The 24,548-nt window shown below is 45.5% G+C and carries 11 protein-coding genes; 6 read left to right on the top strand and 5 right to left on the bottom strand.

Annotated features, from left to right (window positions below; translation table 11 throughout):
* Positions 1 to 278: 278 nt before the first annotated feature.
* On the top strand, positions 279 to 710 hold the full coding sequence (locus HMPREF0083_RS20370; protein ID WP_021623630.1) for a VOC family protein: 432 nt from the start codon (positions 279 to 281) through the stop codon (positions 708 to 710).
* A 125-nt stretch (positions 711 to 835) separates the two neighbouring features.
* Here the strand turns inward: HMPREF0083_RS20370 and HMPREF0083_RS20365 are convergent, their stop codons facing one another.
* Genes HMPREF0083_RS20365 through HMPREF0083_RS20345 form a run of 5 tightly spaced genes read right to left on the bottom strand, consistent with a single transcriptional unit; the run spans position 836 to position 7,097 of the window.
* On the bottom strand, positions 836 to 2,572 hold the full coding sequence (locus HMPREF0083_RS20365) for an ABC transporter ATP-binding protein (RefSeq protein ID WP_021623629.1): 1,737 nt from the start codon (positions 2,570 to 2,572) through the stop codon (positions 836 to 838).
* A 2-nt stretch (positions 2,573 to 2,574) separates the two neighbouring features.
* On the bottom strand, positions 2,575 to 4,386 hold the full coding sequence (locus HMPREF0083_RS20360; protein ID WP_021623628.1) for an ABC transporter ATP-binding protein: 1,812 nt from the start codon (positions 4,384 to 4,386) through the stop codon (positions 2,575 to 2,577).
* Positions 4,376 to 5,821 carry an ABC transporter ATP-binding protein gene (locus HMPREF0083_RS20355; protein WP_021623627.1) on the bottom strand — a complete coding sequence of 482 codons (1,446 nt, stop codon included), beginning with the start codon at positions 5,819 to 5,821 and terminating at the stop codon, positions 4,376 to 4,378. Before HMPREF0083_RS20355 ends, HMPREF0083_RS20360 begins: the two co-directional genes overlap by 11 nt.
* Positions 5,818 to 6,498 (bottom strand): energy-coupling factor transporter transmembrane component T family protein, encoded by a 681-nt coding sequence (locus HMPREF0083_RS20350; protein WP_021623626.1) that lies wholly within the window; start codon positions 6,496 to 6,498, stop codon positions 5,818 to 5,820. Before HMPREF0083_RS20350 ends, HMPREF0083_RS20355 begins: the two co-directional genes overlap by 4 nt.
* Positions 6,495 to 7,097 carry an MptD family putative ECF transporter S component gene (locus HMPREF0083_RS20345; protein ID WP_040304129.1) on the bottom strand — a complete coding sequence of 201 codons (603 nt, stop codon included), beginning with the start codon at positions 7,095 to 7,097 and terminating at the stop codon, positions 6,495 to 6,497. Before HMPREF0083_RS20345 ends, HMPREF0083_RS20350 begins: the two co-directional genes overlap by 4 nt.
* A 676-nt stretch (positions 7,098 to 7,773) precedes the next feature.
* Here HMPREF0083_RS20345 and HMPREF0083_RS20340 point away from each other — a divergent pair.
* The 5 genes from HMPREF0083_RS20340 (at position 7,774) to HMPREF0083_RS20320 (ending at position 24,522) form a co-directional block, all read left to right on the top strand.
* Positions 7,774 to 8,538 carry a thioesterase II family protein gene (locus tag HMPREF0083_RS20340; protein WP_040304127.1) on the top strand — a complete coding sequence of 255 codons (765 nt, stop codon included), beginning with the start codon at positions 7,774 to 7,776 and terminating at the stop codon, positions 8,536 to 8,538.
* Between the two features lie 257 nt (positions 8,539 to 8,795).
* On the top strand, positions 8,796 to 11,792 hold the full coding sequence (locus HMPREF0083_RS20335; protein WP_021623622.1) for a salicylate synthase: 2,997 nt from the start codon (positions 8,796 to 8,798) through the stop codon (positions 11,790 to 11,792).
* Between the two features lie 29 nt (positions 11,793 to 11,821).
* Entirely contained in the window at positions 11,822 to 20,920 is a 9,099-nt protein-coding gene (locus HMPREF0083_RS20330; protein WP_021623621.1) for a non-ribosomal peptide synthetase, read from the top strand.
* A gap of 169 nt (positions 20,921 to 21,089) precedes the next feature.
* Positions 21,090 to 22,205 (top strand): saccharopine dehydrogenase family protein, encoded by a 1,116-nt coding sequence (locus tag HMPREF0083_RS20325; protein WP_021623620.1) that lies wholly within the window; start codon positions 21,090 to 21,092, stop codon positions 22,203 to 22,205.
* A 10-nt stretch (positions 22,206 to 22,215) separates the two neighbouring features.
* Positions 22,216 to 24,522, top strand: coding sequence for a bifunctional Gfo/Idh/MocA family oxidoreductase/class I SAM-dependent methyltransferase (locus HMPREF0083_RS20320; RefSeq protein ID WP_021623619.1), 2,307 nt, complete (start codon positions 22,216 to 22,218; stop codon positions 24,520 to 24,522).
* The last annotated feature ends 26 nt before the right edge of the window (positions 24,523 to 24,548 follow it).

The following is a 24,548-nucleotide window of genomic DNA, read 5'->3' as shown; positions in this document are numbered from 1 at the left end:
CTTTGTGGCGCCAGGGCCGGACCGGCAAAACATCCGAGTAGATGCGAAGAGGGAGACAGTTGTTATCCTTTTTCGCCTGGCCGGGGCATGCGCTCAGGAAGGGAGACGAAAGGCTTTGTGTCCCGTTGTGGTGGCCTTTTCCTCTTTGAACAATCAACAGGTGTAATTTTAATATCGTTGCATACATATGTGATTGATGGTAATATAAATACGAACACGAGTTCTTGTGTGGAGTTGGATGTATTTAATAAACGAAATATTAAAAAAGAGGTGTCTTGATGATTTTAGGAATTTACCCTTATTTAGTTTTAGATGGTAATGGACAAGAAGCTGTTAAATTTTATGAAAATGCATTGGATGCAAAAATTCTTGGACTGCAAACTTTTGGAGAAATGCCTGAAAATCCAGATTACCCCATTCCTGTTGAAGCAAAAAACCGTGTATTAAATGCACATTTGAAAGTTGGTAATACAGACTTAATGCTTTCTGATACATTCCCAGGTCAACCATATCAAATTGGCTCACAAGTGACGGTAGCTATCACTATAAGCGATGTAGAAAAATCAAGAGAAGTATTTGGAAAACTGCAAGAAGGTGGTCAAATTATTATGCCGCTTCAAGAGACTTTTTGGAGTCCATCATATGGACAAGTAACAGACAAGTTTGGTGTAACCTGGCAAATTTCAACACAAGTTGCTAATAATGAATAACTTGATTATCAATGTTTTCAATTAAAGGATAGCATTGGTGGAAGAGGGCCTTTATCAACTTCTGTTGATGAATGGCCCTTTTGAGATAAATCATGTGCGGAATATCGAGGTACGTCAATCCTTGATTATACAGAGAGCTTCCAACCGTTTGTTTTAGTCTGCAAATTCCAAAGCTTGACGTAAAGTCCGCCGCTTTTGATTAGCTCCTCATGCCGACCCAGCTCTATGATTTTGCCTTTGTCCAGCACGATGATGTTGTCTGCCTTTACAACGGTTTTCAGCCGATGGGCGATCATGATCACGGTGCGCCCCTTAATCAGGTCGCTGATAGCCTTCTGCATTTCAACCTCATTTTCCGGGTCAAGGGAGGAGGTGGCTTCGTCCAGCAAAATCACTGGAGCGTTTTTGAGCATGGCCCGGGCAATGGAGATGCGCTGGCGTTCCCCGCCAGAAAGGGTGGATCCACCTTCGCCAACCATGGTGTCATAACCCTGTGGCAATTTCATGATGAAATCATGACAGCAAGCTTTTTTGGCAGCCGCCTCAATTTCCTCTTGGGTAGCGTCCTCCCGTCCATAGCGAATATTATTACGTATGGTGTCTTGGAATAAGTAAACATCCTGAAACACCATGGAAATTTTTTTCATTAGTTTTTCCGGATCCATTTCACGCTCATCCCTGCCGCCAAACAGCACTTTCCCTTCCTGTGGGTCGTAAAATCGTGCAATCAGGCGCAGCAGCGTGCTTTTTCCGCTTCCTGAAGGGCCAACAATTGCGGTAAGCGTCCCTTCTTTCATTTCCACGGAAACATTGTGCAGCACGATGTTTTTGTCGTAACTGAAGGTCACATTTTCAAGTCGGATATTGTGATTCTCCGGCGGTTCTTTCTCCCCTGTCATGACAGGCTGATTCAGCAGGCTTACAATGCGTTCACCTGCCATGGCGTCATATTTAAACGCAGGCAGGCGCATAATGGCAACTGATAGTGGATCAAAAATACGAGTGCCTACTAGCAAAAACATGGCAAATAAAGGAACCGTGATTTCACCACCTAATATGAGATAAACACCCACGATTGTCATCAAAGATAAGCCTGTTTGTGTAAGGGCAATTGCGACTAAAAAGAAAGGACCGAGTACGCCTTCCAGTTTGATGCTTTCTTTCATATAACGATAAAAGGCCTGCTCCAATCTTTTGAAATTTTCACCTCGCAGGTTGTAGGCTTTGATGACCTTCATGCCAAGGAGGTATTCCTGCAAACAATTTGCCTGAACGATTTTTGCTTTAGAATGACTTTTGCCGAGTTTGTGTTCCAAGCCAGAAACTCCCCATAGCAACAGCATGGATATAGGAAATCCTGCAAGCATGGCTACAGCCATTCGCCAGTCCATAAAAAGCAGACCAATAAAAGCCAGGATGGGTATAATAGTACCACTTACGAGTTGTGGTAAAAGGTTTGTCATGGCATTTTCTAAATGGGTAAAATCATTCATCATCATGTGGCCCAGTTCTCCAGGGTCCTTTTTCATGAGGAAGCCAAGAGGGAGTTTGCGCATATGCTCGGCTAGATGTGTTCGTCCTTCAGCAGAGGACTCGTACGCACCCCGGTAAGTGGCACGGTAAGACATCCGTTCGCATAGAAACACAAGGACAAGGAATAATACCATGCCTCCCCACGCCAGCCACAAACCTTGTGTATTCAAAGAAGGCTGTTCTTTTGCGTAGTATGCGTAAATCATGCTCACCGCCGCGGCCATACATCCGAACGGAAATATGTTGGCCAAATTGGCTAAAACCGCCCAAAGAATAGGCTTCAACATTTTTTTGGGGTCGCCTGCAGTGATGTTGCGCAGTTGCTCCATTATCACGCGAATTCCTCCTTCTCCTGTAAAATATCGATTTTCCAGTCTGTAGAAGATGTGTAGGCGTCCCACATGTTTTTATACAAACCGCCGTGAGAAAGAAGCTCGTTATGGGTGCCTATATCGTCGATTTGCCCATCCTTTAATACAACGATCTGATCCGCCTCACAGATGGTTGTCAAACGATGAGCGATGATGAGCACCGTTTTGTCCCTGATAAGTTCCCGTAACGCAAGCTGCATTTGATATTCGTTTTCTGGATCAGCATAAGCTGTGGCTTCATCCAGTATAAGAATGGGTGCATTTTTCAATATGGCTCTTGCTACGGACACCCGCTGTTCCTCACCACCGGAAAGATATACCCCGCCCTCGCCGATGAGCGTATCGTAGCCCTCGGGCAAACGCTCAATAAACTCATGGCATTGGGCTGCTCTTGCCGCTGCGTGTACTTCCTCTTTCGTTGCAGTCGGCCTGCCTGCCAGAATATTGTTGTAGAGTGTGTCTGAAAACAGGAAGGTATCCTGAAATACAAAGGAGAGGGTATCCATCAAATCGTGCATTCTCATGTCGCGAGTATCCACACCGCCAATAGCGATGCTTCCGTTATGCACATCCCAAAACCGGGGGATGAGCTGGGCAACGGTAGATTTTCCAGAGCCGGAGGGACCAACCAGCGCGGTGATTTTCCCCTGAGGTGCAGTAAAGCTGATTCCTTTTAATACCTCTGCGCCACTCCCGCCACCGTAAGAAAAGAAAACATCATGGAACCCGATGTCATAAGAAGAGGGGATTTGCCGAGATTCAGTCTCTTTTATGGTCGGTTCCTCGAATATTTCGTCGATGCGGTTGACCCCTTCGACAATGACATTAAGGGTGGAGGCAAAGCTGTTAAGTTTGAAAATTGGTGTGGAAATGCCTGGTGTTAAAACAAGAAAAAACAGCAGTGTTGCAGCAAAGGCCACATTATCAGGATCGTTGCTGATAAAAAACAGTCCGACAGGCAGGAAAAAGGTTGCCAGCGATAAAATGATGACCTTAAAGGATACATAACCGTTTTGAAAATTGTCCGTATACTTGACACTGAAATTACGGTAATGAAGCATGTCGTTATGGAACTTTCGAAACGAGTGAACTGTTTGCCCGAAGATTTTGATGGAGGGCATGCCTCGCACATACTGGATGGATGAGGTATTAATGTTTTCGAGTGCGTTAAAATACTCCCTTAGCCCCTCTTTTGCTTTTTTGCCGGCCATCATGGAGTATTGGGAGGCAAATCCGATCAGCATAGGAATGACGCATGCCAGGGCAAACCAGATATTCAATGAAAACATGATTATAATGATTGCCACGATCATGACGGCTGTGTTAATCAGATCGGGTAGCTGATGGGCGATAAAAAGCTCAATTTTCTCCACATCCTGCTCGACGATTTTTTTTATTTTTCCCGTGGCATTTTTATTGAAATAGCCAAGAGGGAGTGCTCCTATGTGATCCGATAGTTTTACCCTAATACCATACAGAATACGAAATGCGGCAATATGCGAGCACATCCCCCCGACATACATAAAAAAATACCCTAACACTATTCCCACAACACCCCAAATGGCCCACCGCAAAACATACGCAGCATCCACGGCTGAAATATCCGAAGCATGAGTCAAAAGCTCGACCATTACATAGTATACGGAGATATATGGAACCAGCATTAAAAATACGCTTACGGTAGACAAAATCCCCGACCACACCATAAGCGACTTCTTTTCACCTGCAAGCTCCAACAGCCTTGGGATTCCTTTTTTTCTTTTATGTTTCAACGGTGCTCACTCCCTTCTGCTGATTTTTCAGCTCGATAACTTGATCACATGCAAGTTTGGAAAGGATATCATCATGCGTAATCATGACAACGGTTTTTCCCGCCTGTGCAAGCTTTTTCACCCATGCAGCAACGTTAAGGACGCCGTCGCCGTCAAGTCCGCTGGTTGGCTCATCGAGTATAATCAATTCCGCGTCTGAGCAGTAAGCCGCAGCCATGGTAACCCGCTGCTTTTCACCGCCGGATAGGGACGCCGGGTGTCGTTCCCGCAACTTTTCCAGATCGAACGCAGCCATCGCTTCATAGGCTCGTAAGCGAAGTGCATCATGCAGACGCCTGCCCAAAACAATTTCATTCCCCACACTGTCGGCGTAGAGCTGGTAATCTGCATCCTGCATGACTAGATAGCTGGAGGCGCGTCTCTGGCTTGCAGACATGCGAATTCCCTGGTTAAAGATTGTTCCCTTGTGCTGGCGGAGAAGACCACAAAGAATTTTGCACAGCGTGGTCTTGCCTGTTCCGTTTTCTCCCGTCAATGCAGTAACGCTTCCCTTAGGAAATGTGATGTCCAAATTTTTAATCCCGTCGCCGTTCCTTTTGTAATGATAAGTAAGCCCTTGACCTTCCAGCACAGGTTTTATGGAAGGTATTTCTGCTGATTTGCTCATTGATTGGCTTTTTACCATATCCGGATGGCGCAGACCATACGGACGAACGTCTTCATAGGCAAGCCGGGAAAATTCCTCTTTTGTCCAGGTGCGGACGATTTTACCCTTTTCCATACATACAAAGAGATCGGCAATAGGTAATAGAGGGCGCAGCCGATGTTCGCTGATAAAGAGGGTAGTACCGTTTTGCTTGAACCTGCCGAGGATATCAATTAGGCTTTGTGTGGAACGATGATCCAGATTGGCAGTAGGCTCATCTAGTATGAGTAGCGGTGGTGAAAGAACGGATACGGCGGCAATGGCCACCCGCTGCTTCTGCCCACTGGACAGCATATGCAACGAGCGGTTGAGCAAATGCGAAATGCCAAGCTCTTTCGACTGCTTTTCAATCCGGTTCATAATCTTATCCGGCGAAATACCGAGGTTTTCGGCTGAAAACGCAAGCTCGTCCCGGACGTTATCCATAAAAAATTGGCTGCGCGGGTCCTGAAACACGACTCCCATCAGCCTCGTACGCTCCTCCGGACAAAGGCTGGAGGGACTTCTTCCGCCTATGTTTACCTGACCGGTGAGGTTTCCGACATAAAAGCTGGGTGCAAGTCCGTTGACAAGGCGCATGATCGTGCTTTTGCCGCAGCCTGAACGACCGCATAGTACGACGCATTGCCCGGCTTTCACAGATAAACTGATATTTTCCACACCGCTTTCATTCTCGATATCTCCGTCTTCATGACCATAACGGAAGGTAACATTGTTTAACTCAATCATAGGTTCAGGCCTCCCGTCCAATAAATGGCTGCTCCGATCAGTGCGTATAGTCCTATCGCCATGCCGTCTGCAGCCCTGAATTCTATAGGATGGATGGAGGTTCTGGCACAGCCGCACTCAATTCCTCGCAGTTCGGCAGACGAGGATAGTTCTGCCGACAGTTTCAGGCACCGGACGATCAGCGGCATAAAAAAGCATTCATAGGACATGGCTGGATGCAGCAGGGCGCTGTACCATTGCGGGAAAATGCCCCTGGCCCGGATGCCATCCCGAATGGCTTTCATTTCAAGCAGGACGACGGGAAAGAAACGGATTAGGATGCAGATCATAATCAGAACAGGTTTTGGCACGTAAACTCTCTCAAAAGCACACATGATGCTGCTAGGAGTCGAATGCATCAACACCATCCCAATCATAATCATTGGAATCATTCTGGCAAACGTATAAAGAATGATGGTCGCTGTTCCTGCGCCATTCGGTAAAATGGATAGAATCGCCATTAGAGCTATGTACAACAGCACAAAAGAAAGCGACTTTTTGGACAGTTTGTTACCTAGCATATACAATGCGCTTGCAAGCACCATCAAATGTGCTTGTAATTGATTGCTCACAAGCGTGGAAAGGATGCTTGCCAAAATCAGCACAAACAAATGTGTTTTGGGACCAAGTCTGTTCATACGAGCTTTGCCTTTTTTACATGTTTTTTCATTAGTAAGTTCCCGATAAAGCAACCAGCTAACCCACCGACCGCGGAGATGGCGCACATGAGAAGAATCATGCTTGGGGTATCAAAATAATAAAGCATTGTTTCAAGCTGCTCTGGCGAATAGCCTTTCTTTAAAATAGCCAAATACTGTTCCCGGAAGAAGATAAGCGGTACAACGCCGCAAAGTGACCAGCCCACATAAAAAATAGCGTAGCCGATGGCATTGCGGACAGGACTCTTATAGGAATCGCCTCCCCATAAGACAAGCTCGCAAATAATCCCGATTACAGCCAGTGTAAGCAGGTAATAGGCATAGCCAAAAGCTACAAAATACAAACCTGTAATGATGCACGTAAAAAACAAAACCCCGCGTTTGTCGATTTTATTGGACATAACCATATAAATAGGTCCATTGAATAGCGCAGCAGCTCCCCCTACAACCAGATAAGAAACAATTGTAAAAATCGGACAAATCGTCATAATAATGAGCATTACTACATTGAAAATGGCAAGTGTAATAAAATCTCGCATTTTCCATTTGTTTTGGATGGTTGCTATTTGTGTTTGCATGATAATACCTCCTTGTTTGCTATATAGCCTCTCGTTATTCGCTGATGCGTATATGAATACAAAAATGATAATGATAATCATAATCATTGTCAAAGTTTACTAAAGATGAAATTGCCTATATTTTGGTAAACAGTACCGCTATTTCTTTATTTATCTCAATTTTTCTTCGTTTTTCTTACTTGTGATCCATAATTTTACATTTTATTCTCATAAAAGCATATTTAACAACCTAAAAACACAGAATGGCGAGGGGCTACAAGGATGAAGGGGGCTCTTCGCCTGCTCAGCAGCTTGTATTTCAACAAATACGATTGCCTACTATATGGAATTTACTTAACGTAGTAACAAAAATTTAAGTGGTTTGAAGTAGGAGATTCGAAAAAATCATTATTACAGACCTTGGAAGAGATAATCAAAGAAATAACATTTATATTTACCAAAATTTTTAAAAAACAACCTATAGCATTATTTGTAAATGATTATCATTATCATTATTATATTTCTTATGAAGGAATAAGCGAAAAAGGACAGTGAAAAGTCACCTGCTGGAAGTTTAGGAGCAAAGAGGAGCAAAATACAGCGGAAACGATAAGGCAACATAGTTGTTGTTCAATAGGCTTTTCCAAAGTAGACTCGATGAAATAGCATGACTTATGTAGGAACGGAGGAATTTATAATGGGAACCCCAAAAATAGTTACGCCATGGCTACTAACCTGTCCCGAAGCTAAAGATAAAATTCGCCTTTTTTGCTTGCCCTACGCGGGCGGAGGCGCTTTTGTTTACAGGGAATGGATGAAGGCTTTTTCCGATGATGTAGGCGTATACCCAATACAGCTTCCAGGCAGGGAAAACCGGATAACGGAACCGCCTTTATGTGAAATGGGAAAGCTGGTGGATGCAATTTCCGAAGCGATCATTCCATATTTGCAGCGCCCCTTTATTTTTTTTGGACACAGCATGGGAGCACGAATTGCCTTTGAACTTGCACGAAGTCTTCGAAGAAAACGGAAGCCTCAGCCTTGCTGCTTAATCGTTTCAGGAAGCCGTGCTCCCCATATACCGGAACCAAAACCTCTTCATCATCTGCCGGATGATGAGTTTGCAAAGGAATTGCGTCGCTTTTCAGGCACACCTGAGGCAATTTTGCAAAGCAGAGAACTCATGGAATTTTTCATTCCGATTTTACGTGCGGATTTTACTGTTGACGAAACGTATGTTTATTTGGAGGATATGCCGCTTGATTGCCCGATTGTAGCATTTTGCGGTACAGAGGATATAGAAGCAAACCGGGAAGAGATTGAAGCATGGATACATCATACAAGCTGTGATTTTATGATTGAAATGATGGAGGGGGATCATTTTTTTCTACAAACGCGAAGGGAGCTTCTTTTGCGCTCCGTCTCACAAATCATTTCCCAGCAATTAAAACTATCACTATGAATAATGAGCCATCCTTTTTCTCTTTTTTCACCTCCATAAGCGGATGTATATACATCTGATTTGATAAATCGGCACATTTTTGCGTTTACCAAAATATTGGTAATGTATCTTCTGAAATATGTTGACAATGATTATCATTATCATTAATATGTGTTTATGCGCATCAGTGCGATGAGCTAAAAAATTGGAATTAAACAACAAGATCCGGCTTTAGCTATATGATGATTTCATTCGTATTTATTTAGGAGGAGGATAGAATGAAAGCAAACACGGAGTGGCTTGAACATGCTGTAACAAAATACGAGCAACTTGGCTATTGGGAACCGTTAACCCTTGGGCAACAATTAAGAATATGGGCTGAAAAATACCAGAACAGGGTTGCGTTTGTTGAAGATGATGTCAGACTCACATACATGGAACTTGACCACAAGGTCGATAAGCTTGCTTCTGGCTTTGTCAATATGGGAATCAAGAAAGGCGACAATGTAGTTGTACAGCTTCCGAACAGCATATCCTTCGTGCTCACTTGCTTTGCCCTGTTTCGTATTGGAGCTTTACCGGTTCTTGCATTACCCGCTCATAGAGAGGCCGAACTGGACGGAATTTTTAGCCTTGCTAATCCGGTTGCATATATTATTCCTGCTGCATTTCTAGGTTTTGACTACAAAAAAATGGCGGATCAATTAGTTAAAAAACATTCTTCTGTAAAATTCGTCATTACAGATGGTAAAACCGAAAGCGGCATCAATCTTGCTGATATCAGCATGCCCCCAGTGGATTTGGAATCGCCTTCATACAAAGATACCGCTCTTTTGCTCTTATCCGGCGGAACGACCGGTACTCCCAAGCTAATTCCAAGAACACACGCCGATTATGCATACAATGCAAAAGCATCTGCAACACGCTGCAAACTGAACTCACAAAGTGTCTATCTTGCCGTTCTTCCAGTTGCCCACAATTTTCCGCTCTGCTGCCCTGGAATCCTTGGAACTTTATCAGTCGGTGGCAAGGTCGTTATGTGCAAAACCACAAGCTGCGATGAAGCTTTTCCACTTATTGAAAAAGAGAGAGTGACCATAACCGCTCTTGTTCCTTCCGTTGTGACTTTATGGCTTGAGGTGCTGGAGTGGGATACCACAAGTGACATTTCAAGTCTTGAAGTTCTTCAGGTGGGCGGTTCTATGCTGGATGAAAATCTTGCAAAACGTATCATACGGGAAATGAAATGTAGACTTCAACAGGTTTTTGGTATGGCGGAGGGCCTCATTTGCTGCACTTCGATTAGCGATCCTGATCCGATTATTTATAGCTGCCAGGGACGTCCGCTTTCGGATGCTGATGAAATAAGAATTGTTGATGCGGATGGGAACGATGTCGCGGAAGGAGAATATGGAGAACTGCTTGTGCGAGGTCCCTATACAATAAGCGGTTACTACAAAGCGCCCGAACAAAATCGCAAGGATTTTACTTTTGATGGGTTTTATCGTTCAGGGGACAGGGCGAGAATCACACCGGATGGCAATATCCAACTTGGGGGGCGCATCAAAGAGCAAATCAATCGGGCAGGCGAAAAGATCATGCCTTCTGAGGTAGAATCTTATCTACGTTCACATCCGGATATAAAAGACGCTGCCTTGATCACCCTTCCTGATAAAACCCTTGGAGAGAAAAGCTGCGCATATTTGATAACTGATAATAGGGAAATCAGCCTTTCGGATATTCATAAATTTTTTAATGATATGGGGGTTGCACGCTATAAAATGCCGGATCAAATCAAATTCATAGATTTCTGGCCGCTTACTAGCGTTGGCAAAGTCAATAAAACAAAACTGAAAGAGATGGCGGTAGAACTTGATCGCAAAGAAGAGGATTACCAGACATCCTACCTTGAAGAAACTATCAATTTTGGGGGGGATGCTCATTTTGCGGCATCACAAATAGTAGAACTAGGCCTTTTTGAAAACTACCTTCTTTACGAAAACGGGGAAGAGTTGTCTTTGGGGATGGGGGTTCATGCCTTTTTATCCGTTGATGCTGAATATACAACACTAAAAATAGACAGTAGGACGCTTCAGTTTGAAAATAGCATATTAAGTGAAAACATTGATAGAGCCTTTTCGTCAATTATGCTCAAAAACTGGCGTGCCTATGGAACAGCTAATTTCGGATTGTCCCGTTATAATCATAAACTACCGCTTCTATCTGAAGATAATTGCCTGCTGAAACTATTCATTCCTGAAGTTGAAGTGCGATTTACGAAAGGCTCTATCCTTTTGAGAGTCTTGGGAGGGGAGCGATTCAAAGAGTTTAGCAAACTAGTAAGGAATATATTGGATATTGGTCATAACGAGGGCGCTGAAAATAGTCTTGCGAAAAGGGTGGACAAGAAAAAGCTGGAGGTCCCAGAGGTAAATACTTATGATTCTAAAACGTATATGAAGAGCGTGGCGGATGCTGTGAAGGAAATTCGGGGGCGCAAATATCATAAAGTGATTTTATCCAGAAAAATCCCGCTTCATCAAGAGCTTGATATGGTTGCCAGTTATATTGCAGGAAGAAAGGTCAACTCTCCGGCAAGATCATTTCTTCTCAGTCTCGACGGCTTGAGCGCGGCCGGCTTCAGTCCTGAAACGGTTGTCGAAGTCGACAGCCAGGGATGGGTAAGCACTTTTCCGCTTGCAGGAACACGCGCAAGCGGCTGCAGTGAGGAAGAGGGGAACAAGCTCAGGGATGAGCTGTTGAATGATCCAAAGGAAATTGCTGAGCATGCGGTTTCCGTGAAACTGGCGTTTGAAGAGCTGATAAGCGTGTGTGATTCTGAAACTATTGCTATGAGCGATTTCATGTCAGTTGTAAATAGAGGAACTGTTCAACATATTGCTTCAAGATTGAAAGGGAAACTTAAACCTGGCTACAACTCATGGCATGCATTTAATGCCCTTTTCCCTGCTGTAACAGCTTCAGGTATTCCAAAAAAAGAGTCCATTGATGCCATAGGAAAATTTGAATCCCATCCCAGAAATCTCTACAGCGGATGTGTCATAACTTTTGACAGCGACGGTACTATGGACGCCGCCCTTGTGTTACGGACCATTTTTCAGAAAGATAAGAGCGCATGGCTTCATGCTGGAGCAGGTGTAGTTGAGATGTCCGTACCATCCAGGGAGCTGGAAGAAACGTGCGAAAAGTTGAGTAGCTTCTCCAGGCAGTTGGTCATCTCCAGCCGTGAAACGGAATACGAGAGGCAAATATAGGGTCACTATCAGGGAAAGGAGTTGTTGTGATGAAACGTACGCTAAATGGTACTCAATCTTCAACCTATATATCCTCATTAAGTTATGAGGAGGTGCGGGCGCAGATTAAGGCCGTGCTGCCTTCGCCTGTAGAGTTTGATGATGATCAGAATTTGATCGAGCTTGGCTTGGACTCATTACAAATGATGAGGCTGGTCAACAAGTGGCGACGGGATGGCTCCACCGTTACGTTCGCTGAGTTAATTACCGCGCCTCGCCTGAGTGAATGGTGGCCTTTATTGAACAAGGACAACACAGCAAATTCAGGGGCCGATGAGTGTACAAAAGGGATTGAAAGGTATGAGAATGTACAGGGCCCCTTTCCACTTACAGATGTCCAATATGCATATTGGATTGGACGCCGGGACGATCAGCCTCTTGGCGGAGTCGGGTGTCATGCCTATTTGGAGATAGATGGAAAGGACGTTGAGCCTGAGCGCCTAAGGGCGGCATGGGAGCAATTATTGATGCACCATTCTATGCTTCGGGCGAGTTTTCTGGCTGATGGGCAACAAGAAGTGCTGGATTTCCCTTTCACAAAAGCAGTACCCGTACATGATTTGCGTCTTTATATGGAGGATGAGCTCACACTAGAACTGGATCGTATACGTAATCGGTTATCGCATCGTCGTTTGGCTGTAGAGGCGGGAGAGGTAGCTGGTCTTGAATTGAGCCTATTGCCAGGAGGACGTACTCGACTTCATTTTGATATTGACTTGCTTGTAGCTGATGTGCAAAGTTTGCATATTATTTTACGAGATTTGGCTGCAGCTTATGCCCGTGGTTGCCGGCCTGCAGCGCCGCTCAACTGGAGCTTTGCCGAATATGTAGAGCAAGAAGCACGACGTCGGATTTCAGACAAAAAACGGGCCGCTCAATATTGGAGTGAACGTCTGTCAACAATGCCTGCGGCCCCGGGATTACCATTAAAGGAAAAACCGGAAACGATAAAAACACCGATTTTTAATAGAAGAAATTATTTCATAAAAAGAGCGGATTGGATTCTTTTGCAAAAACGGGCCGCAGCTTATCGAGTCACACCAGCGATGGTGCTATTAACCGCTTATGCGGAAGTCCTAGATCGATGGAGCACTAATTCGCAATTCCTCATTAATATGCCATTATTTGATCGTCAAACCGGAAAAGCCGGCATTGAAGACGTTGTAGCCGATTTTACAAACTTGCTTTTGTTGGCTGTTGACTGCAGTTCCCAGCAATCCTTTTTAGAACGGGTACGCAGCGTTCAGGCACAATTTCATCAGGATGTAGCTCATGCGGCGTATTCCGGAGTGCAGCTTCAACGTGATCTGGCGCGTGTCCGCCAGGGAGAACGAGATTTCGCGCCTGTCGTTTTTGCATGCAATCTAGGTACCCTACTTATCAATGATGAATGCCGTAATACCTTGGGTAAGCTGTCTTACATGATCTCGCAAACGCCTCAGGTATGGCTTGATTTTCAGACATATGAAATGGATGACGGCCTCTTGCTGGCATGGGATGCCATTGATCAGTTGTTTCCCGATGGTATGATTGATCAAATGTTTACCGCATATATCCAGCTTATGAATTGGCTGGTGGCGGATAACAATGACTGGCAATCTTCGCCGAATATTCTTCTCGCTTCGAAACAGAAAAGCAGGGACATGGCTGCTGAATGGTCGCCTTCACAGCCAGCCCAATGTTTACATACATCCTTTTTTGCTGTTGCCGCTGCGAATCCGCAAGCAACGGCACTTATAGACAGTTATTCGAATACGTATTTTTCGTATGGCGAACTATCCAGCTACGCATTGCGGGTAGCGGCATTCCTCAAGGAAGAAGGGGTAAAGGAGGGCGATCCTGTTGCCATCACCCTGCCGCGAGGAATAGAACAAATAGCCGCAGTGCTTGGCATATTGGCAATCGGGGCTTGCTATGTTCCGATCGGCATTGAGCAGCCAACTGCCCGTCGGGAGCGTATTCACAAAAAAGCGGACATCCGTTATGTTCTTACCGATTATGAACGAGCCCAAACCTTGGACTGGCCTGCCAACACCGTCGTACTTCATATTGCCGATGCAGCGAATATAGCCCCCTTAGCCGAACCTGTTGAAATATCTGCGGAGCACTTGGCCTACATCATATTTACTTCAGGTTCCACAGGAGAACCAAAAGGGGTTGAAATCAGCCATTCTGGGGCATGGAATACTATTTCAGATATCAATCGACGCTATAAGGTCGGCTCAGCCGACCGCATTTTAGCAGTTTCATCCCTTGATTTTGATCTTTCCGTCTATGACATATTCGGGCTGCTAAGTGCGGGAGGCTCACTTGTGCTGATGACGGAAGACACACGCCGTGATGCAGTACATTGGTTAAAGCTGCTAAATAAGCATGAGGTTACGCTATGGAATTCAGTGCCTGTATTGCTCGATATGTTGCTGACAGTTGCGGAAAGCGGGCGGCACAATATGTTGCCGCTTCGCCTAACGATGCTTTCCGGCGACTGGATTGGCCTGGATTTACCATCGCGGTTGAAACGTGTAGCCGAGCATAGTCATCTGGTTGCAATGGGGGGAGCCACAGAGGCTTCTATCTGGTCGAACTTTTTTGATGTTGCTTTGCCACTGCCTGTGCAATGGAAATCCATTCCATATGGTCGCCCGCTAGCCAACCAGGTCTATCGGGTTGTGGATAGAAAGGGGAGGGATTGCCCCGACTGGGTAGCCGGAGAATTGTGGATTGGCGGGGCCGGTGTCGCGCGAGGGTATCGGGGAGATCCAGAGCTTACCGCAGATCGTTTTGTAAGTTGGAATGGTTCCCTTTGGTATCGAACTGGCGATCTGGGGCGATATTGGCCGGATGGCAATATTGAATTTCTGGGTCGTGAGGATTTCCAGGTCAAGATCAGGGGTCACCGTATTGAGTTGGGCGAGATTGAAACGGCATTGAGGCAACATCCAGGTGTACGTGATGCTGTGGTTTCAGTGGTGGGCGATCCCCGGGGAAATAAGCATCTTGTAGGCTATGTGGTTCCTGTGAGGGAAAGTGAATTATCTTTGTTTGACAGCGAAAATATTGACCTGGAAAGGGCAAAAGATTTCTGGGCCGGTTTGGTGAGTACGGGCCGCAAGCAGGTACGGCAGGCTATGCCTCAAGGGATTAACTTCGAGGATTTTTCTGTGTTTTGGGAATATATAGAACGCTTAAGTGTTTGTTATATTTGCCGTACTTTGAAAAAAGCAGGTGCTATCCTTCCGCCGGGGGAGAGGTACACCCTTGAGACTCTGATGCATCGTTGCGGAATTCAACATCGTTATCGTGAGCTGATTAAACAGTGGCTTGGAATCCTGGAAGGTGAAGGATTATTAAGAAAAGAAGAAATAGATACCTTCGTTAACATCAGTATTTTACCGACAGAGCTATTCGAAATGTTAAAAGAAAGCAGGGCATATCCTGCATGGGAACAATATACTCAGGGCCTTTTACGCTACTTACAGCAGCTCGACAATGTCAACATGAATCTGCTAACTGGTGATATTGAACCGCTGGAGTTTTTCTTTTCAGATGACCTTTCTCTGTCTCCGACTGATCTTATGCAGACTCTCCCCGGAGTGGATTACAGAAACAGCATTGCAAGAAGAATTATGGAAACAATCGCTCACGGGTTCCCCAGGTCTGGACCGATACGCATATTGGAAGTCGGCTCAAGGAGCGGGGATTTAACTGAGTCTTTGTTATCCTTACTAACGCCTGACAGGGCCATTTATACTTACACAGATAATTCTACCTTCTTTACGAATGCGGCTAAAAACAAATTCAAGAATTATTCGTTTGTTCAATATCAACTGTTGGATATAGACCAAAATCCGCAAGCCCAGGGATATGATACTCATTGTTATGACGTCATTATTGCATCCGATTCCTTGCACCGTGCGCGGAATATTGAAACCGCTCTGGCGCATACACAATCCCTTTTGGCTCCCGGAGGCCTGCTGATTCTGCTGGAGATGACCCGCAATAGCCGTTTGCAACAAATAAGCACAGGATTTCTCGAAGAAGGCTTTACCCGTTTTGAAGACAAAAGATGTGCAGAACACCTTCCACTTCTTTCGACGGAAACATGGCAGAACGTTTTGCAGTCACAAAAATTCGCTGAAGTTGCATCCTTCCCCGAGCACGGCGATCCGACAAGCATATTTGGCCAGCATGTCATAGTAGCTCAGGCGCCTTATCATATAAAGCGCTTCAAGCCGGAAGAACTTTCCGTTTTTTTGAACCGGAAGCTGCCTGCTTACATGCTTCCTTCTGCCTTTATACCTTTGAACGAACTGCCGCTTACTTCTAACGGTAAGGTTGATCGACAAGCGTTGCCGACTCCTGACAATCTAATAAAGGCTAAGTCAAAAAAAGTCTTTACAGCTCCGCGGACGCCGCTTGAATCATCTCTTGCGGCTATCTGGTGCCAGAGTTTTGGAATGGATCAGGTAGGGATTACCGACAACTATTTCGAGCTGGGAGGAGATTCGTTACTCGCCACCAAGCTAAGTGTTATGGTACGCAAAAACCTTGGGGTGGAGCTATCGTTGGGGAGTATATTTGAAAGGCCAACTATCGCTGAATTGGCTGAACATGTTCAGATGCTTATGGAAAAGAAAGTGGAAACTACCGATTCTGCCGTCTGCTTGCCTCAAATCGTTCCAGTTCCCGAGCAGCGCCACCTTTCTTTTCCACTGACCGATATTCAACAGGCCTACTGGGTTGGCCGAAGCGGAGTTTATTCGTTAGGCAATGTAGCCACCCATTGCTATTTTGAGATTGAAGGTACGGATTTGAACCTTGAGCGGATTAATAGAGCCTGGCAGCGTCTGATTGATCATCACGAAATGATGAGGACTGTAATTATGCCTGATGGTCAGCACCAGAGAATTTTGGATCAGGTCCCCTCCTACCAAATCAAAATCAAGGACTTACGGGGGAAAGATCCTGAAAGCGTTGAGGCTGAGCTGAAAAAAATTCGTGAAGAAATGTCCCACCAGGTTCTTTCTACTGACGAGTGGCCGTTGTTTGATGTTCGGGCATCCCGCTTTGGAGAACAATATGTTCGCCTTCATATTAGCTTTGATAACTTGCTTTTTGACGGATGGAGTATGTTTCATCTTCTCAGTGAATGGACCAGGCTCTATCATAATCCGGATATTTCTCTGTCTTCCCTTGAATTATCATTCCGAGATTATGTCTTGGCCCTGGAACGACTCAAAGAATCCGATGTATACCGGCGTGACAAGGAATATTGGGTTAACCGTCTGCCTGATTTGCCACCAGCTCCAGAATTGCCTCTGGCTCAAAATCCAGAAGCTATTTTCGAGCAACGCTTTAGTCGCTTGGATGCAAGGCTTAGTTGCCAAACATGGCAACAGCTCAAGAAGCGAGCGGCGGAGATGGGCCTGACCCCTTCTGGAATACTGCTGACAGCGTATGCCGAAGTTCTCGGTGTTTGGAGCAAGCGCCCTAGGTTTACGATTAATCTCACACAATTTAATCGGCTGCCATTGCATCCTCAAGTTCATGATATTATAGGTGATTTTACTTCGTTGACTTTGCTGGCTGTGGATCATTCATCAGGAAAGACATTTCTTGAACGGGGCCGGAATTTGCAGCAACAACTTTGGCAGGATTTAGATCACCCTTATGTTGGGGGGATACAGGTACAGCGCGAATTAGCCAAACAAAACGGGGAACACCATGGTGTAGCGATGCCGGTCGTGTTTACAAGCGCTTTGGGGGTCGACCAGTGGAGTGGAGAGGATTCCGACGAAAAGTGGCTGGGAAAACTCGTCTACAACATAACACAAACACCGCAAGTGTGGCTTGATCATCAAGTCGTAGAACAAGATGGGGAACTACTGTTAATTTGGGATGCGGTAGAAGGGCTTTTCCCGGAGGGACTTCTTGCTGACATGTTTGAAGCCTATTGCCATCTTTTGCAGCGTCTGGCCGATGAAGAAGCGGCATGGCGGGAAACAGTACCGAACCTTGTTTCCGTTCCTTGGCTTGAAACAAGAATTGAAGCCAACCATACGGATGCGCCTGTATCTTCGGAAACGCTCACCCGTTTATTCGGTAAACAGGCTGCCCGGCAATCGGAACATTCGGCAATCGTTTCTCCTGATCGTACATTGACCTATGGGGAGCTGTCCTTTCTTTCTGCTAATGTAGCAGGTTGCTTGCGAGAAAAGGGGGTGCAGTCGAATACACTGGTTGCAGTAGTAATGGAGAAAGGCTGGGAGCAGGCTGTGGCATCGCTTGGGATTCTGGAGTCCGGAGCCGCCTATCTACCTATAGATCCGGCTCATCCTGAGGAGAGGCGTTGGCAGCTTCTGCGTGACGGACATGTACGTATTGTTCTTACCCAGTCCTGGCTGGATGGGAGATTGAACTGGCCTGGGAATGTCGAGCGATTGTTTGTTGATCGGATGACATTAAGAGACAAGGCAATGCGTCCGCTACCATTTGCAGGACAACCGGAAGATTTGGCCTACGTTATTTATACTTCTGGATCGACAGGTTTACCTAAGGGGGTTATGATTGACCACCGGGGCGCTGTCAACACCATTCAGGATGTGAACAAGCGTTTTTCCGTAGGGCCAAAAGATCGGATACTAGCCCTTTCCAACCTGAATTTTGATCTTTCGGTGTATGACATTTTCGGCATCCTTGCAGCGGGTGGAACGATTATCATGCCTGAAGCGGATAAAGCCAGAGATCCTTCTCACTGGATTGAATTGATGCAGCAAGAGCAAGTCACGGTGTGGAACACGGTTCCGGCATTGATGCAGATGCTGCTAGAGTATGCTTCTGACCGGGACGTAGTAATGCCACAATCCCTTCGTTTGGTATTGCTAAGCGGTGACTGGATACCTTTGGATCTGCCGGACAAGATTAAGGCCCATTTTCGTGGTGTCCAAGTGATCGGTCTGGGAGGGGCTACAGAGGCATCGATTTGGTCTAACTTGTATCCGATTCAAGAAGTTAATCCGAATTGGAAAAGCATTCCTTATGGTCGTCCCATGGTCAATCAGCGCTACTATGTGCTCAATGAATTTATGGGAGATTGTCCCGTTTGGGTGCCGGGTCAGCTTTATATTGGTGGGATTGGTCTTGCCAAAGGCTACTGGAAAGATGAGAGTAAGACCAGAGATAAGTTTATTCATCATCCCCGTACAGGTGAACGGCTCTATCGTACAGGCGATTTAGGACGTTATTTACCGGATGGGAATATAGAGTTTCTGGGACGTGAAGACTTTCAGGTGAAAATTAGGGGCCATCGTATTGAATTAGGCGAGATCGAAACAACGCTGAAGCGTCATGACGGGGTAAAGGATGCTGTAGTTACCGTATCAGATGAATCATACGGAGAGAAGCGCTTGGTTGGATATGTGGTTCTTGATCATCAGAAAGGCTCAGAACTATTTGAAACTGAGCACGTAGATCCTGCCATCTGCGCATCACGTTGGCAGGCCATTAGCAGCACCGGCCAGCTTCAGGCATTGCGAATTCCAGATTTCGTAGATGTTGAGGCGATCCGGGTATTTATGGATGATGCAGAACGTTTAAGTTTTGTATACATTTGCCGCACTTTGTATAACATGGGGATTTTCTTGTACGAAGGGGAGCAGTATTCCATTGATGAGCTGATGTGTCGCTTTCAGATACATCCCCGCTACAGGACCTTGATTCTTCATTGGTTGAATGTACTTATAGAGGAGGGATTGCTGGAAAAAAATGAAGCCGGTATGTATCTGAATCACCATTCTTTGTATGAAGAACTGCCTGATTTCACCCAGGATGGCGAGCTATTAGTATCTCCGCGCTTATCAAAAAAGGCATTGGCGCTTGCTGCCTTTTTCTGGCGCGATCATTCATCGTATATTAGTTTGCTTAAAGGTGAAATTGATCCACTTGAGCTTTTTCTTACGGAAGATTCCTTTTTGACACCTGAGGGATTGAGCCAGTTTGACCTTGCTCGTGAGTATTACGTTAATCTTGCCCGTGAGGTGTTCAGTACCATTGTGAATAGTCATCCGTCAGATAAGGAGATACAGGTGCTGGAAATCGGAACAAGGGCGGGAAGCCTGACAGAAGCCCTTGTGTCTATTCTGCCCATGGATCGAGGCCGGTACCTTTACGCTGATGAGTCTTCATTTTTTGCAGACAGGGCAAGAAAGATATTTGGAGAGATGGCTTCCCTTGAATACGGTTTATTTGATATGAACACAACGCCGCTTCAGCAAGGGTATGAGCCCCACTATTTTGATGTGATTGTTGCAGATAATACCCTGCACCGTACTCGTAATATAGAAACGACACTGGGATACTTAAAAACAATGCTGGCACCCGGAGGGTTTCTGCTCTTAATCGAAGCAACGCGTAACAATCGCCTCATGCTAACTACAGTCGGGTTTTTCGAGGATGGATTCAGCCATCTTGAGGATGAGAGGAAACTGAATCATCTTCCCTTAATTACGGCAGAAAAATGGCGTGAAGTGTTAAATAAACAGGGATTTTCAAACGTGGTGGCGTTTCCGGAAAGCGGTCAAGCCGCAGATAGATTCGGCCGGCATGTAATCGTGGCGCAGGCGCCTGAAACAGTCAGGGTATTCAAGCCGGAGATTTTGTCCGATGCCATGCGGCGAAAGCTACCTGATTACATGGTACCGACCACGTATGTGTTGCTGGATAAGCTGCCTCTTTCAGCTAATGGGAAGGTAGACCGCAAAGCACTTGCGGAGCTTGGTAAGGAAAGGGAGAACCTGCCTAAAAAGACGCACGTTGCACCTTTTACCGAAACGCAAATGAAAATAGCAAGTGTTTGGGAAGAGATACTTGATTGTAACAATGTGGGAATTCACGACAGTTTTTTTGCATTAGGGGGGGATTCGCTACGTGCGATTCAATGCATCAATCTTCTAAGAGAGCGATACCAGATAGATTTATCTTTGCAAAATCTGCTTGAGTCTTCTACGATTCATCTGCTTGCTCAGTTTATCGAGGCGGGTGATCCAGAAACAGAGCAATTAGCAGCGAATTATGAAGAAGGAACAATATAAAATTCATGTTTGGCTAGGTTGTTTGCCAAGGGCACATTGGAGTCATAAAGAAATGTGAGAACAGAAGCCCCATCGTCTTCAAGGAGAACGAACAAGCATTTGAGATTGGTCAGCCTTGTTTTCTCTTTGGAGGCTATTAGGGGTAAGCAGGTTAAGAGGGGGGAGAGCATTGGATAAGAAAACGATCGGCATTCTGGGAGCCACGGGATATGTAGGCAGAGCAGCGGTTCAAACGATTCTTTCTTTTACGAATCACCACCTTCTGCTTGGAGGGCGGAATCAGGAGAAACTTTGCAAACTTTTCCCAATGATAGAATCAAGAGCGGATTATTTACAAGTGGATATTTACAACAGGGAGCTGCTTTATCACTTTTGCGGCAAATGCGATATTGTCGTAAATTGTGCGGGTCCTTCAAAACAAATGTTAGATAGGGTTGCATCTGCATGTATTGAACAGAGTGTTCATTACGTAGATGTTTCAGGCGATGAGCATCTCTATAAGCAGTTGATGAAGAGAAAGCAGGAAATAGAAGAGAAAGAGCTGCTGTTTATAATCTCTGCGGGGGTATATCCTGGTTTATCCGAAATATTCCCCGCTTACGTCGCCGAAACCTATTTTGACAATATTGATTTGCTCGAATTATTTTTTGCAGGCCAAGGCGGATTTTCATTGAATGCGGCCTACGACATTGTGTGCAGCATTGAAGAAGACACCGGCTTAGGAATGACCTATTGCAAGCATGGTGAGGCCAAAAAAATAGATGGGCCATTTCACCGGAATTATTCACTGCCTGTTCCAGCGGGTAAACGCGACACGTATCCGGTTTTAAACGAAGAATTTACGCAAATGGCAAAAAGAAAGAAAATCAAATCCGCATACTTTTACAACACATACCAAAATAATTCTATACTAAACCAATTTGTGATGATCAAGGCTTTGGAACAATATAAAACCGAAGAACAGAAAAGAGCGTCTGCCAAGATGTTGACAGAACAATTCGGTGAAAAGAAAAAGGAAACGAATGATTTTACCATGCTTCATCTAATCGCAACCGGAAACAAAAATGGTAAGAAATTGCAATTGGTTTCAACTTTCCTGTATCAAAACGATTGGAATACGTTGTCCGGTATTATTGCAGCAAATGTTGCTAGATTGATGGTGGAAGGGAATAGAAGAAAATCTGGGTGTTTTTTTGTAGCGGAAGGAGTTCATGTTACCAAACTGATCGATAGAGTCGGGAAACAAAATATTGACCTTAAGCACACATTAACGGAATTAAGGTAGAGGGTGAAATATGGTAGAGAATACTAGGTTACGGACCGTGGTATGTGGTTCACGATTTGGACAGTTCTATCTTGAAGCTGTAAAAGCACTGCCAGAACAATTTGAATTGGCAGGCTTGGTAGCTAAGGGCAGCGAGCGCTCCCGAAAATGCGCAGAACGCTACGGAATTCCGTTATATACAGAGGTTGATCAGCTTCCTGCTAACATTGATTTTGCCTGCGTCGTATTACGGTCCGGGGTTATGGGCGGCAACGGCAGCGAGCTGTCGCTCAAACTGCTTGCCCGCAACATTCACGTTATTCAGGAGCAACCGATCCATCACAAGGATTTGGCTGCTTGCCTGAAGATGGCACGACAGCACGGGGTACATTTTCGAACAGGTGATCTATATGTGCATTTGCCTGCTGTGCGCCGTTTTATTGCCTGCACCCGCGCGATGCTGGAACAGCAACCTGCCCTTTACATTGATGCGGCTTGCGCGACTCAGGTTTCTTACCCATTGATGCATCTTTTACAGGAAGCCTTGCCGACCATTCGTCCGTGGAAGATTAGCCATGTGATAAAGGGTGAGGGACCATTTCAAGTGTTAGCCGGCTTGCTTGGGAAAATTCCGATCACATTGAGGGCCCACAATGAAGTTGATCCACAAGATCCGGACAACCACCTTCATTTATTGCACCGGGTAACGATTGGTGTCGCAGGCGGTAGTTTGTCACTGGTTGATACGCATGGTCCAGTTGTATGGCAACCCCGTTTACACGTTCCGGACTGCCACAATATTCATGGCGCGCTTTCAACTGCACCGCCAGTACATTTACTTGAGAATAGTACACAAATACTAGGAACAGCGGCCCCTACTAGCTATAAGGAAATTCTATTGAAGCAGTGGCCACACGCCATTGGCCGGGATCTATCAGCGATGAGAGAGATAATTATGGAAAATGCTGCAAATTCTGCTATGGATACAAGAGCACAGCAGGAGCTTTTGTGCTCTCGCCAGTGGCAAGATTGGACCCAGGCATTGGGCTATCCGGTTTTGCAATCTAATTGCAGTCATCAACCATTATCGGTAGACATTTTAAAAGACGCCGCTTTAAAAATAGTTGAAGATTCCAAGGAGCATTCTGGGCCGATGCCACATCCAAAGGCGGAAAGCGATGTGTTTACTTGCACAGCGTATGCCGAGGATGAAGTTTTAGGCGTTGATGCCAGACAGGTGAAAGAGTGTGTTGCTCGACTGGATGAAGCCGCTTTGTCCTCCATGCTATTTGCCCTACAATCACAAGGAACACTGATAACGGCGGAATATGAATATAGTGAGGCTGACATTTTCTCTGCCGTAAAGGTGGCACCTTGCCATCAGCACGTGCTTTTGCGCTGGCTACAGATTTTGAAGGAACGCGGATATCTTGTGCAACGCGGTGAGAATTACCAATGTGTGCATCGGATGACGCCGGAACGTGTATACGAGCGTTGGAATGCGGTAAAGGGAGTATGGAATGGTAAACTGGGTTCTTCGGTCGTCATTGACTACCTCATGACCAACGCGGAACAGCTCCCACAGCTTATGAGTGGCAACCAGCAGGCTGTCATGCTATTATTCCCCGAGGGTCGCATGAACGTCGCCAATGCTCTATATTGTGATACGAGAATTGCACGGTATTTGAACAAGTCAGTAGCAGAAGCGGTGATTCGTATTGCCGCCGGAAAACAGGCTTCGTGCAATCCTTTGTCAAATGCCGCATCACAAGATTCCCTGCGTATCCTGGAGGTGGGTGCAGGTACCGGAGCAACTACTGATGTGGTCGTTCAGCGGCTAAGAGCTTCTGTTTTCGGGGGAGTGAAACCAGACTATTTGTTTACAGATATCTCTAATTTTTTTCTTGCAGCAGCTCGTGAACGCTTCAAAGATTGTCCCTGGATGCGTTTTAAAATTGTCGATATTGATAAAAACCTTTTTGAGCAGGGCCTGAAACCCGGAAGTGTACATATCGTGATTGCAGCAGGTATGCTTAACAATGCGCGCGACACGGATAAGGTTATACAAGGCCTCATGCAGATCCTCGTTCCAGAGGGATGGATGTTAATCACGGAGCCCACTAGGGAATTTCCTGAAATGCTCATTTCACAAGCTTTTATGATGACTCATCCCGAGGATGATAGGAGAAACACACAAACCACTTTTATGTATACCAAACAGTGGCTGGATGTATTCTATCGGGCAGGCGCCCAAGAAGTTATGGCACTGCCGGATGAAGATCACCCACTTGCTCCTCTTGGACAAAAACTATTTGTAGTGAAGAAGGGAACAACTTAATCCGTAACTCATATGGCCAAAAACAA

Source organism: Aneurinibacillus aneurinilyticus ATCC 12856, assembly GCF_000466385.1.
Lineage (GTDB): Bacteria > Bacillota > Bacilli > Aneurinibacillales > Aneurinibacillaceae > Aneurinibacillus > Aneurinibacillus aneurinilyticus.
The sequence above is the reverse complement of the archived record's forward strand: the minus strand, read 5'-3'. Positions and strand labels throughout refer to the sequence as shown.